9 protein-coding genes are annotated in these 12,458 nt (G+C 71.6%); 1 reads left to right on the forward strand and 8 read right to left on the reverse strand.

Features of this window, described 5'->3' with window-relative positions; all coding sequences use genetic code 11:
• On the forward strand, positions 1–678 hold a 678-nt coding region (locus JWR86_RS00925), incomplete at its 5' end, for a hypothetical protein (protein ID WP_299559412.1).
• Here the strand turns inward: JWR86_RS00925 and JWR86_RS00930 are convergent.
• The 8 genes from JWR86_RS00930 to JWR86_RS00965 form a co-directional block, all read right to left on the reverse strand.
• A complete protein-coding gene (locus JWR86_RS00930; RefSeq protein ID WP_299559415.1) occupies positions 600–2,510 on the reverse strand; it encodes a RyR domain-containing protein in 1,911 nt (636 codons plus the stop codon). The genes JWR86_RS00925 and JWR86_RS00930 overlap by 79 nt on opposite strands.
• A gap of 7 nt (positions 2,511–2,517) precedes the next feature.
• Positions 2,518–3,201 carry a VWA domain-containing protein gene (locus JWR86_RS00935; RefSeq protein WP_299559418.1) on the reverse strand — a complete coding sequence of 228 codons (684 nt, stop codon included), beginning with the start codon at positions 3,199–3,201 and terminating at the stop codon, positions 2,518–2,520.
• Positions 3,202–3,226: 25 nt separating this feature from the next.
• A complete protein-coding gene (locus JWR86_RS00940) occupies positions 3,227–4,678 on the reverse strand; it encodes a PrsW family glutamic-type intramembrane protease (RefSeq protein WP_299559421.1) in 1,452 nt (483 codons plus the stop codon).
• 70 nt (positions 4,679–4,748) lie between these two features.
• Positions 4,749–6,176 carry a PrsW family intramembrane metalloprotease gene (locus JWR86_RS00945; protein ID WP_299559424.1) on the reverse strand — a complete coding sequence of 476 codons (1,428 nt, stop codon included), beginning with the start codon at positions 6,174–6,176 and terminating at the stop codon, positions 4,749–4,751.
• An 87-nt stretch (positions 6,177–6,263) separates the two neighbouring features.
• Positions 6,264–7,730 carry a PrsW family glutamic-type intramembrane protease gene (locus tag JWR86_RS00950; RefSeq protein ID WP_299559427.1) on the reverse strand — a complete coding sequence of 489 codons (1,467 nt, stop codon included), beginning with the start codon at positions 7,728–7,730 and terminating at the stop codon, positions 6,264–6,266.
• Between the two features lie 198 nt (positions 7,731–7,928).
• Positions 7,929–8,714, reverse strand: coding sequence for a PP2C family serine/threonine-protein phosphatase (locus tag JWR86_RS00955; RefSeq protein WP_299559430.1), 786 nt, complete (start codon positions 8,712–8,714; stop codon positions 7,929–7,931).
• Entirely contained in the window at positions 8,711–10,087 is a 1,377-nt protein-coding gene (locus JWR86_RS00960; RefSeq protein WP_299559433.1) for a serine/threonine-protein kinase, read from the reverse strand. Before JWR86_RS00960 ends, JWR86_RS00955 begins: the two co-directional genes overlap by 4 nt.
• An 8-nt stretch (positions 10,088–10,095) precedes the next feature.
• The coding region (locus JWR86_RS00965) for a PQQ-binding-like beta-propeller repeat protein (protein WP_299559436.1) at positions 10,096–12,458 on the reverse strand (2,363 nt) is incomplete at its 5' end.

Below are 12,458 nucleotides of genomic sequence, written 5' to 3' on the forward strand. Positions count from 1 at the left end.
ACCCTCCGGGCGATCGATGGCGCGGCCCGCTCGCGGAAGGAGCGGCTCCGCTCCCCCGGACCGCCCGTCCGCCTCCTGAGCCCGCTTGCGGAAGGGGCGGACCGCATAGCCGCGCAGGCCGCGCCGCCGGGTTGGGCGCTCGCGGTCGTGCTGCCGATGCCGCGAGCCGATTACGAACGCGATTTCCTGGCCGCTGGAGAGCACGACGGCCCGTCGCTCCGCGAGTTCAGGGAGCTGCTGCTCCGCGCCGGGTCCGTCACGGAACTGCCCGCCATCGGCGGCCAGCATGCCTCCGAAGGCCCCGAGCGAAGCCTGCAATACGGGCTGCTCGGCCCCTTCCTGGTCGGCGAGGCGGACCTCCTCGTGGCCGTCTGGAACGGCCGGCCGGCCGAGGGGCCAGGCGGCACCGCGACGGTTGTGCGCGAGGCGCTGGAGCGCGGCGTCGGTGTGGTCTGGATCGACCCGGCCGCGCCCGGCCGGGCCCGGATCCTGGACGGGTTCGCGGCTTCGGGCGACGTGTCCGGCCCGCTCGTGCGGGAGCTGGACGGCCCCAGCCTCTGGGCCCTGATCGAAGCCGGGCCGGGCGCTGCCCCCCCGGCTCAGCCAGCCGCATCGGCGAGCGGCGCCGATGCGGGCTCGGCCCCGGCCACGATCGCGGAAGCCCGCGCGGTGATGTAGGCGAGGATCCGCTCGGCATGCGGATCGGGCGCACTCGGATCCGCCCACAGATCCGCCGGCGCAAGGGCGCCCCCGATGGCCGCAAAGCGGGTGCTCGGCCGGCCAAGAAAGCTCGCCAGCAACGCCTCCTCGCCCGGCCCGGTCACGACCCGAAGCTCGCGGTTGTCGCGGGAGATCTCGGGCACGAGCAGGCGCCAGGTCTGGTTCGCCCGGTCGAGCTCCGCGGCCAGGTGCGCGAGCAGGCGGCACTCGGTGCCGTCGAGCAGGGCCGAGACGACCACGATGGGCCGCCACGGCTCCTTGCTGCACAGGCTCAGCGCCGCCGGAACCGCGATCCCGCCCGAGGCGCCGGCTTGTGCGGCGATGCCGATCACCAGCGGCGACACCGCGCCGTCCGGCGCCGGGGTGACCACATGGCCGAACAGGAAGCGGACCTGCCCGGCATCCTTTTCGATGTCGAGATCGGTGAAGCGCGGATCGTCGAAGGGCACGAGCTTCGGATGGATGCGGCGGGAATCGTCGCGCACGTCCCCGAAGCGCCACCCGTCGAGGCGCCGCTCGGCGCACCAGCGGTCATGCTCGATGCGCGACAGCCGGCGCAGCAGCGCATCCTCTGAGGCGCTGGCCGCGCAGGGCTTGATGACGTTCTCGTAGGAATGCGGATCCACCGCGAACGGGTCGGCGGAGCGGCCCGGCTCGCGCAGGCCGAGCGTCCAGAGCTTCACCGGCAGGTGCGCGGCGGCCCGTCGATTCGCCCGCCGATAGGTTTCGCGAAGCCGCGGCCAGGGCTGGCTCGCAGCGCCCGCGCCGCCGAACTCGGCGCAGTAGACGTCGTGGATCCGCTCGGCCAGGAGGTCAGCCCGGCGGGTCACGAGGTCGAGGATGTCTGCATCCTGGTCGATGCCGCCGAACACGCTCCAGGACCGGGCGGGATCGCGCGGCCGCCCGGCCGGCTTGGCGAGGTCGAGCGTGGCGGTGTGGTTCTCCGTGACAACCAGGCCGGCCGCCACCGCGTCGCCGTCCTGCTCCTGCAGCCGAGCGATGGCGGTCATCGCCGAGAGGGCGGCGCTCTGGTCCTCGAGGGCGATGCAGATCAGCGTGATCGGAGCGGCCGCGGCCGCGGCCGCGAGCGGACCGTCGGGCGCCGTGAGCGTCAGCGGGTCATAGGCCGCGATGCGGATTTCGGCCGAGACCTCGATCTCCGGCATGTCGCGCTGGATCAACCCCCGCACGGCGTCCGGATCGCGATCCAGCACGGTCAAGAGCGGCTTGCCGAACTCGCCGGCGATGCCGGCCACGAGGAGGTCCTCGAAACACGCGCGGCCGAGCGTCGAGAAGCCGAGGACGACGGCGTGGACGCGCGTCTGCCCGCGCTCCTCGGCGAGCGACCACGGCCGCATGGCGGCCACGGCCCGTTCGGCCGCGAGCGAGGCCGTGCTGACGAGGTGCGGGCGGGGCGCGAGCCCGGCGGCCACCAGGTTGTCGTCGACCGCCCGGCGCAGGCCCGGATCGCGGATATGGGCCACGATCTCGGGCCGGCTCTCCCCGGGCATAGCCGCCAGGGCCGCCAGGAGGCCGATCGCGGCGGCGTCCTCGGCCACGTCGATCACGACGAGGCGCGCCCGCGCCGCAGCGGCTTCGGCCAGCAGCGTCTCGGGATCGCGCAGCGGCTGAATCTCCCGGATGGCGCCGCCGGGGCTGCTCTCTCCGGAGAGCGGCTCGGCCCCGGCATGCACGACGGGGCCGGTCGCCGCCGCCTGCCGAGCAAGCCGGGACGCGAAGCGGCTGTCGCCCATCACCACCGCGTGGCCGGCCAGCACATCAGCCGTCATCGGAGCGCTACCATAGAAGATTGTCCTCCGGTTCGGCGGGCGCGCCGCCTGGGGGCGGGCCCTCCGCCTTGGGTCCCGTCCCGGTCGCGCTCGCGAGCCCGAGCGGCACGGTCGCGGCCCAGCACATGCGCCGGACCAGGCTGGCGGCGCTGTCGGCCCGCAGCGGCTTCGGCGACGGCGCGCCGACGAAGCGCTGCAGCCATTCGAGATCGGCGTCCGGGCCGATCGCGATCGGGATCCGGATGGCGCGGCGGCCGGGCTCCGTGGCGTCGAGGGCAGCGAGGCCCGCCGCCGTGTCGTCGCTCGGCATGCCGTCCGACAGGAGGATGATCACCGGCGGCAGCCCGGGGCCCTCGGCCGCTTCGGTGGCGGCGAGGGCCGAGGCCACTTCCGCAAGCGCGGCGCCCAGGCGGGTCTCCCCGCCCGCCGCGAGATTGGCCCAGACAAAGCTCTCGACCGGAGCCGGCGCGGCGACGGGCCAGCTGACCTCGTCGGCGAAGCGGCACACCCGGACCAGCACCTCGACTCCGGGATGCTCGGCCGCGCAGTCGCGCATGGCCGGAATGGCCGTCTTGGCCGCCCAGTTCAGCGCGCCCATGCGCTCCCCCAGCATGGAGCCGGAGCCGTCCACCAGGAACAGCACGTGCAGCCGCCGGCCCGCGCCCGCGCCCCTGTCGACGATGTCAGCCATGCGTGGTCCGCCGTCCCCCATCCGGTCAATACGCCTGCAGGTCGATCATGGCATGGCCGAGGACGAGCTTCATCCCGCTCTGCAGCGGCCCGACCGCCGCGTTCGGCGCGACGGTGCCGGCGGATCCGTCCGGGCGGCTGACGGCCCAGGTGGCCGGGCCGGTGTTGCGGATCGACAGCGCGCCGTCCGGGCCCGCCTCCACCATGCCGGAGCAGCCGGACGGCACGCCGGCAAAGGCGAACAGGGACGAAAAGTCGATCGGCCGCCCGGGCGCCAGGGCATAGCGGATGTCGTCGCCCGCCCCGATGGTGAGCCCGCTCGGCGGCACGTCAGGCCCGACCAGGACCGGGGGGCCGGGCGGCACCGTGGTGCGGGCCCGCACGCCGACGCTCCGCTCCAGCGCCGTCGCCAGCGCCGACACGGCCTCGCCAAGGCCGCCCTGGTGTGGCGGCGGCGTCCCGGCCGGGACACGCGCCCCCGTCGCAACCCGCGGCGTGAGCGCCAGGATGGAGCGGCCGTCCACCGGCAGGCCGAGCCGGGAGGCTTCGAGCTGCCGGGCCTTCGTGAAGCAGGAGAAGAACACGATCCCGGTCAGAGCGGCCGAGGCCGCGAGCCCCCAGGTGAGGTGAAGGTAGGGCGAGGCGTTCCAGAAGCCGTGCAGCAGCGCGGCCAGGGTCCAGCCGAGCAGCAGGAGGCGGAACGTCGCGCGCGGGTGGCTGACCGCGAGGCCGGCGAAGTATCCGAACACGGCCGAATAGGCCATGTGGCCGACAAGGCCGTTCAGCACCCGCGGGATCAGCAGCATCAGGCCGGAGGCGGCGCCGGCGGCCGCGCTCGAGCCGGACCGCACGGTATCCGGCACGTATTGCAGCAGCGTCTCGATCAGGATGAAGGCGCCGCCCGCGGCCGCCCCCATCAGCATGCCGTCGATGGGGCCCTCCAGTGCGAAGACGCGAGTCAGGCGGTTGCCGGGGCGCCCGGAGCGCCGCAGCCAGGCCGCGACGAGCAATCCGACAAACAGCGCGCCCGCCTTCAGGAACTCCTCCGACAACCCGGGCCCGAAGACATTGGCCACGAACTGCGCCGAAAAGGTCTTGGCCGCACTCTCCGTGTCACCCGGCAAGTACGTTCGCGTCAGGTAAAAATAGAGCTGGAACACAAAGGCGAGCTGCAGCACCGTCAGCGCGGCGGGCCAGATGTAGGCAAAGACGCTTTTCCGTTCCCCCGAGAACAGATAGAGCGCCAGGAAGGTGATCAGGACGAAAAACGTCGCCAGGATGCTCATGTAGAGCGTGGCGTCGAACTTCTTGGTCTGAAAGTAGGTCGAGAACAGGGCCACGCAGGTGGCGGCCGTGAGCACGAAGGGCAGCAGCGCCCGGCTGCGCAGGATGTTGATCCGGCTCGATCCGAGGGGAAGAAGCTCCGACCGCGTCAGTCCGTCGGAGGCGCGCATTGGCGGGAGTGGGGGTTCGACCATGCCTCGTCCTCCCTGGGGCGGCTCCGGGGGCGCGGCCGCCGGACGGGCGGTCCGCCCCCCAGGACCGGGTTCAGTAGCCGTCGACTGCCACCGAGGCGTCGCCGAGGACGATGCGGGTTCCAGCCCCGACCGCGGCGTCGCGGCCGGGCGCCACCGTCTCGGCGGCGCCGTCCGGCCCGAACACGGCCCAGGTCGCCGTGCCGACGTTGCGGATGTGGAAGGCGCCGTCCGGCGCCGCCCCGATCAGGCCCGAACAGCCCGCCGGCACGCCCTCGGCTCCGAACAGGGCCGAGAAGTCGACGGGCTGGCCCGGGGCCAGCGCATAGCGACGCTCGCCGATGCCGATCGCCAGCCCGCTCTCCGGCACGGCCGCCGGGCCGGCAGCCGGAACCGTGGTCTTCGCCTCGGTGCCGACGCTCTTCTCGATCAGCGTCGTGACGCCCGTGAAGACGCCGACGAGGCCGCCGGCCGGAGGCGGCACGATGCCGGGCATGGCCGCCTCGGCCCGGTATTGCGGCGACAGCGCCAGGATCGAGCGGCCGTCGATATAGCCGCCGAGCCGGGAAGCTTCGAGCTGGCGCGCCTTGAGCAGGCAGCCGAAGAACACGAAGGTGATCAGGGCCGCCGAGAGGTAGGGACCGTAGGTGGGGTGGAGGTCGGAGGCCGAGTTCCAGAAGGCGTGCAGGGTGGCCGAGAGGAGAAGCCCGATCAGGACGAGCCGCACCGCGTGGCGGCTATGGGTCGCCGCAAGGCCGATGAAGTATCCGAAGATGCCCGCATAGGCCATGTGCCCGATCACGCCCTTGATGACCCGCGGGATCATCAGGCTCATGCCGACGAGCAGCCCCATTTCGGGGTCCTTGAACGCCTTGACCGTGCGGGGCACGTACATGGTCATGGTCTCGATCATGATGAAGCCGGCGCCCGCGGCCGCGCCCATCAGCAGGCCGTCCATCGGCCCCTGGACCGCGATGCCGCGGCTCAGAACCCCGCCCGGCGAACCGGTTCGACGCAGCCACAGCGCCACGGCGAGGCCGATCAACAGGGGCACGCCCTTCATGATCTCCTCCATCAGGCCGGCTCCGAAGAACATGCCGACAAAGCTCGTCACGAAGGTGTTGCCGTCCAGATCCCCGGGCAGGACCTTGCGGAAGAACCAGATGTAGGGGCCGAGGACGAGGTCGAGCTGCAGCACGGTCACGACGGCCGGGATCGCGTACCAGAGCGGGTTCTTGCGCTCGCCGCCATAGATGTAGAGCAGCAGGAAGGTGAACAGCAGCGTCGAGGCCGCCACGACGTTCATGTACAGGGTGAAGTCGGCGGCCGTCTTGCGCGGGAGGTTGAACAGCACCACCGAGGTCACGGCCACCAGGACGAGCGGCATCAGCGCCGTGGACCGCCAAATGCTGATCTTGCGCGAGCCGAACGGGATCATCTCCGACAGGGTCGGGGCGACGTCCCCGGGCCGGGGCGGCGGCAAGGCCGGAACCTGTGACATCGGCGCGTCCTCGCTCCAAGAGGCCGAGGCGGCCGGGGCTGCGCCGCCGCTCGGGGGCGGGTGCCGGCCGAAGCCGGCACCCGATGGTCAGAAGGCCTGGATGTCGATCGTGGCGTTGCCGAGCATCAGCCGCGTGCCCGACGTGGCCCGCACGCTGCCGCCGGGCGGGACCGAGCTCGTGGCGCCATCCGGGGTGGTGACGGCCCAGGTCACCTGGCCCGTGTTGCGGATGTCGTAGCCCGGGCCGGTCGCGCCGGTGATCAAGCCCGCGCAGCCGGGAGGCACGCCGGCGGCGCCGAACAGGGTGGTGAAGTCGATCGCCTGGTTGGGAGCGAGCGCGTAACGGACGGCCCCGGCGCCGATCGACAGCCCGCTCTCCGGCAGGGCGACGGGACCCGCCGGCGGGACGGCGCCCGGGTTCGGCACGGTGGTGCGGGCCGTGAACCCCACGACCTTCTCGGCCATGGTGGCGAGCCCGGTGAAAACGCCGGCCAGGCCGGGCGCCTTCGGCGGAACCACGCCGCCGGGGGCGGCGGGCGCGCCCAGCGACGGCGCGGTCACGGCCAGCACCGAATGGCCGTCGATGGGCCCGCCCAGCCGCGACACTTCGAGCTGCTTCGCCTTCAGCACGCAGGCGATGAAGAAGAACAGCGACAGCGCTCCGGACACGTAGGCTCCGGCCCCGCCCAGCAGATGGGACGACGAGTTCCAGAACCCGTGCAGCACGGACGGAAGCAGCCAGCCGATGGCCAGGAGCTTCCAGATGGCGCGCGGGTGGCTGACGGCGAGACCGATGAAGTAGCCGAAGATGCCGGCCCAGGCCATGTGCCCGATGATTCCGTTCAGGACACGGGGCAGGAGCAGCATCATGCCGAGCAGCAGCGACAGCCCCTGATCGCCCTTGGTGTTGCGCATCACCTCGCCGATGGTGTTCGGCACGTATTGCTGCAGCGTCTCGATCAGGATGAAGCACGCGCCCGCGGCGGCCCCCACCAAAACGCCGTCCACGGGTCCGTCCAGCGCGAGGTTGCGGAGCACGGGATGGCCGGGCGTCGCGCGCTTGCGCAGGTGCAGCGCCAGAGCGAGGCCGAGCAGGGCCGGCACCGCCTTCAGGAGTTCCTCCATGAGGCCGGCACCAAAGAACATGCCGATAAAGGCGGACACGAAGCCCGTTGCCGCGATGTCACCGGGCAGAAGCTTCCGGAACACGAAGAAGTAGGGTTGCAGCAGAAACCAGAGCTGGAACGCCGTGATGGCGAACGGCACCAGGTACCAGAGCATGTTCTTGCGCTCGCCCATATAGAAATAAAGGCCAGCAAACATGGAGAAGACCAGGAACGTGGCCAGCACGTTCATGTACATCATGACGTCCTGGCCCGATTTGACGGACCCCATGATCGTGAAGAGGAGGACGCAGGTGAGCCCTGTTGCGACGAGCGGGATCAGCGCCCGGCTGCGCAGGATGCTGATCTTCTTGGAGCGGAACGGCATCAGCTCCGTTCCGGACACGTCGTCCCGGTAGGGCTGCTGCGGGAGGGGCGGCATCTCGGCCATCGATCGGTCCTCGTTGGGTGGGTCTTGGGTGATCGTCGATCACCCTGAAGAGTTGCTGGGACGCTCGGGACGAGGTCGCGAAGTGCGACCGCCACTCACGTTCGACGTGCCATAAGGTCAAGCTTCTTGGCAAGATTGAAGAAAGCAAACGGCGCTGTTTTAACCATCTTCTTTGCTTTCCCGATAAGTTGATCCGGATCAGGCCACAGAGAAAACCGCGATCGTCGTGTCGTCCTGGCTGCCCCGGCTTGAAACCTCGGCCAGCCAGGGTTCGAGCTGACCGAGCAGCGCCGGCAGCGCGGTGCTGCGAAGGCTCTCCCGGACGTGCCGCACCACGGCCAGGAACTGCGCGTCCTCAGGATAGGATTTCGACAGCCCGTCGGTGGACGCGAGCACGAAATCCGGCTGGCTCAGGGGGTGGGGAGCCGCGAACAGCCGCAGGTGGACGCGGTCGCTCGCATCGGGCTGGCAGAGCGAGTAGGTGCCCGGTCCGACCAGATGCGGATCCTGCGGGATGGCCCGGTCCACCTCGCCGGCCGGTCCCGAGGCCAGGAGGTCGCCGTCGCCGATCTGCACGAACAGGGCCACGCCAGGGCCGATGGCCGCCGCAACACACGTGGATCCGTAGACGGCATGGCTGTCGAAACCGGGCCGCTCCCGCACCGGCTCGCGGCGGATGTCCTCCTCCACCCTCTCGCGCCAGCCCGAGACGAGATCGCGAGCCAGCGTCGGCAGGGCCCGGCCGAGTTCGGCGGGGGGCTGAGCCCGCGCGACCGCGCGCAGGAGCTCGATCGCGGTGTCGACGGCGAACACCGCCCCCCGGTCGCTTCGGTAGTGGCGCGAGGAGCCATGGCCATCGGCCACGGCCAGAAAGGTCCATCCGGCGTCGCGCGCATGGCCCACCGCGTCCTGGTTCGGCATGTTGGCCCGGACGTGGGAGGCCCCCCGCACGCTGATGCCGCCCACGGCCCCGTCGAGGGTCATGCGGCGGACTTGCTGGCTTGGTCGGCCGCCGCCACCAGGCCTTCGCGTCGGCCGAAATCGATCCCGAGCCCGTCCACGATGCGGATGGTGCGGCCCGGCACCACCACCACGGCCTTGCCATCGCCGGTGCGGCCCTGCCAGGGGGCCGGCGTGAGATTACGGAGCCCGACGATGGCCTCGTCGGTCGGGTGGACGTCCACGGTCGCGACCGAGTCCCGCAGGGTGATCGCGGCCGTGCCGTCGACATGGTGGGCAAAGAGCTGGCGCGTCGGCAGCATGGGCACGAGGTAGCGGCCGAGGGTCATGCGGATCGGGCGCGCCACGGCCGCCCCGCAGGACGAGCAGGTGGGCTGGCTGGCCCCGGGAGCGGCGGGCTCGAGCGGCACCTCGAAGGAGCAGGCCGGGCAGCGCGCCACCGCGTCGCGCAGCCGCGCCATGGCGGCCCGCCACTCGAGTTCGACCACCCGCTCGTCCGGATCCCGAATGCCGCGCGTGAAACTGCGGGTGAAGAGGTCGCGCAAGCCCGCCGGCATGGCGGCCCAGCGTGCGCCCAGCCAGACAAAGAACGGGTCGTCGCCGGGCGGCCTGTTCGAGTCGTCGGCAGGGTCGAAGATGAAGGCCGGCAGGGTCTTGTAGAAGGCGGTCAGCGTCTCGGCCGTCCGGGCGCCGATGGCCGCATGCTGGCGCCCGTGCAGCGGATGCCACCCGAACAGGGCCCAGAAGAACAGGACGGCCATGGAATAGAGATCGGTGCGCGAGGACGGGATCGCCTCGCCGCGCACCACCTCCGGCGCCATGAAGCCGCGCGCCCCGAGCACCCCCCCGAGCAGCCCCTCGACCGTGATGTTGTCCGGGTCGCAGATCAGCACGCCGCCCCGGATCGGGTCGATGAAGAAGCCGCCGAAATTGATGTCCTGGTAGCAGAGCCCTCGCGTGTGCAGGTTCTGGAAGGACTCGGCGATCTCGTAGCAGACCGTCGCCCAGGTCTCGAGCGACAGCACGAGACGCTTCGGCCCGGCCTCCTGGATGTCGCTGAACGGCCGGCGGTCGCCGCTGACGACCGGCATGACGTAGCCGAACTCAGCGCGGTCGGCGATGGTCGCGAGGTCGATCGGGAACAGGAAGCGCTTGTCCGGCGGCTCCTCGGAAATCAGCCGCTCGATCCGGGCCCGGAGCGTCCCGTCGATCTGGATCACATGCGGGTGGTACCATTTCAGCGCGAGCTGACGTCCCCCCACATCGCACAGGTAGACCGCGCCCTGGCCGCCCTCCCCGAGCTTCTGGCCGACGATGCCGGTGGCGCCGGCATTGCGGAGCCGGAACTCCTGGCCGAGCGCCAGCTCCGTCGGCTTCGATCCCCAGAGGCGCAGCATCGCAATCCCTAATTCGAGTTCGGCTGCTCGGGGGTTCGCAGGGACCCGTCTGGCGCGCGCGCCTGGCCCGCCGCGAGGGTGGCCTGAACGGCCGCAAGAGCCTCGTCGCGCCCCAGCGGCAGCGCGTGCAGCGAGACGGCGCTCGGCGTCTGCCGGGCGAGCGAGTGCAGGCTCCAGGCCGTAGCCACCCGGTCTGCCGCATCGAAGGACACGGCGCCCGGCACACCGGCCATCCAGGGCGGGGTGAGCTGGGTCAGGAACTGGCCGGTCGCGACATCGTGGAGGTCGAGGGTCAGCATGTCCTGCCGCACCATCGCGAGCCGTCCGCCGGGCGAGACAGCGAGCTGGAGCACGGTGCCGCGCGGCTTCTCGCCCGGGATGGCAGAGGCCTCAAAGCTCTTTTCGGAGGGGGGCGACACGGCCCAGACCGGCTCGCCCTTGGCCGTGAAGGCCTCCACGGTGCCGTCCTCCAGGGCCACCACCAGCCGGTCCTGGCCCGACGCGAAGGTCAGCGACGTGACCGGCTGCTTGCGGCCGGTCCGGACCGGCATGAGCGTGCCGCTGCCGAGATCCAGGATCTGCGGCCCGTCCGCCCCCACGAAGGCCACGAGGCGGGTCCCGTCCTCGATCGCCACCGGGGTCTGCGGGGCCGCCGCGATGGGCTGCGATCCCGAGAGGCGGCCCGTGCGGCCGTCGAACACAAGCACCCCGTCCGGCATCACGGCCACCACGCGGCCGCCCTCCGGATCGATGGACGCGTCGCGCAGGCCCGCGAGGCCCGGCACGGACCAGAGCTGGCGGCCGGTTGTCAGGTCGAAGACGACCAGCCGGTCCAGGGTGGCCACCAGGGCGCGCTCCGCCTGCGGCACGATCGCGACCCCGAAGCCGTCCACCGGCGGCAGCGCGACCCGAACCGAGCCGTTCTCCTCGGCGCGAAGCACCTGAACCTTGCCGGAGCCGACCGCCGGGATGTAGCGGCCGCGCGGGGCGAACAGGCGCCAGCTCTCGTCCCACACCGCCCCTTGAACCTGGCCGTCGCCGGGCAGCACGAAGAGGCCGCGGCGGCCCCCATGCAGCAGGCGCGGCGCCTCTCCGGGCAGGCCCACCGCCGACATGTGATTGCCAAACGCCTTGGCGACGCGCGCTCCCCGGTGCTTGCCGCCCAGCACGTGCCACACGAACAGGCCCTGGCTCGCCTTGCCCCTGTAGCTGCACGCGACAAAGAACGTGTCGCGGGTGATCTTGCAGCTCTGCAGTTGCTCGTTGCCGAGATCGGAGGCCGAGATCCGGAAGGCATCCAGAACCAGCTGCTTCTCGTCCGACATGTAGGCCACCCGCATGTCGATCCCGGTCTCGACGCGCCGCCCGTAGATGGACAGAACATCGCCGCCGCGGTCCGGCCCGGTGAAGCCGACGCCGAGCACGGTGTCCTGCGTCTCGCGCGGGTAGTCGAAGCGGCTTCCGTCGGGCCGCACCGCCTGCAAATGCAGGCTCGAGTTCAGCAGAAGGCGGTTTCGGGCCAGGTCGGGATTCATCTCGACCAGGACCACCAGCCCCTGCGCGGCGACAGCATCGGCGAGGGCGCGGTCGAACCCGGCCGCTTCCGCCGTCAGTTCCACTGGTAGCGCCGCTCCGAAGGCGCCCGCGTCACGGTCGAAGGGCAGAATGGCGGCACCGTAGCCGACCAGGACCTTGCGGCTGCCCTGGAAGCGGAGCTGGCCCACGAAATAGCCCTCGCGCGGCTCCGGCACCGGCACGAGGTCGCCCTTGGCCGGGTTCGCCAGGTCGATGAAGCTGACCGCGCCCGCGGTGCCGATCACCACCGTTCGGCTCGCCTCGTCGACATCAAGCGCGCTGATCCGGTCGGTGAAGCCGATCTGCGCCTTGAGCGCGCCGGTCGCGACCTCCACCACGAAGACGTTCTTCACGCTCGTCATCACGACAAGCCCCATGGACGGCACCGCCCGCAGGTGGAGCGGCAGCACGTCCTCTGGCAGCCTGAAGAGCTGGCGCGTCTTGCCGGAGGGAAGCTCGGCCGCCATCACGCCGGCCCGCATGTCGGCGTAGACCAGGGTGTCGTTGCCCAGGAAGTCGTGCGGGATGGTGTGGCCGCCCCCCTTTGGGCGGTCGATGTGCAGCACCTCACGATGGTCGGCGAGCGCCTTCAGGAGCGCCGGGTGGCTGGCGCTCTTCTCGCCGGGCTCGAGCACGTCGCGCTCGGTCTCCCCGGCCAGGGCCGCCACGGAGAGCGCCTGCCGGAACTCGCTGCGGTCGGCCGCGAGTTCGGCCTGGGCCGCGAGGGTGCGGGCCGAGCCGCGCTTGGCTTCGCGCAAGGCGGCCAGCGCCCGGGCCCGCTCCGCGTCGGCCCGGT

Source organism: Enterovirga sp. (assembly GCF_028290205.1).
In the GTDB taxonomy this organism is placed as follows: domain Bacteria; phylum Pseudomonadota; class Alphaproteobacteria; order Rhizobiales; family Beijerinckiaceae; genus Enterovirga.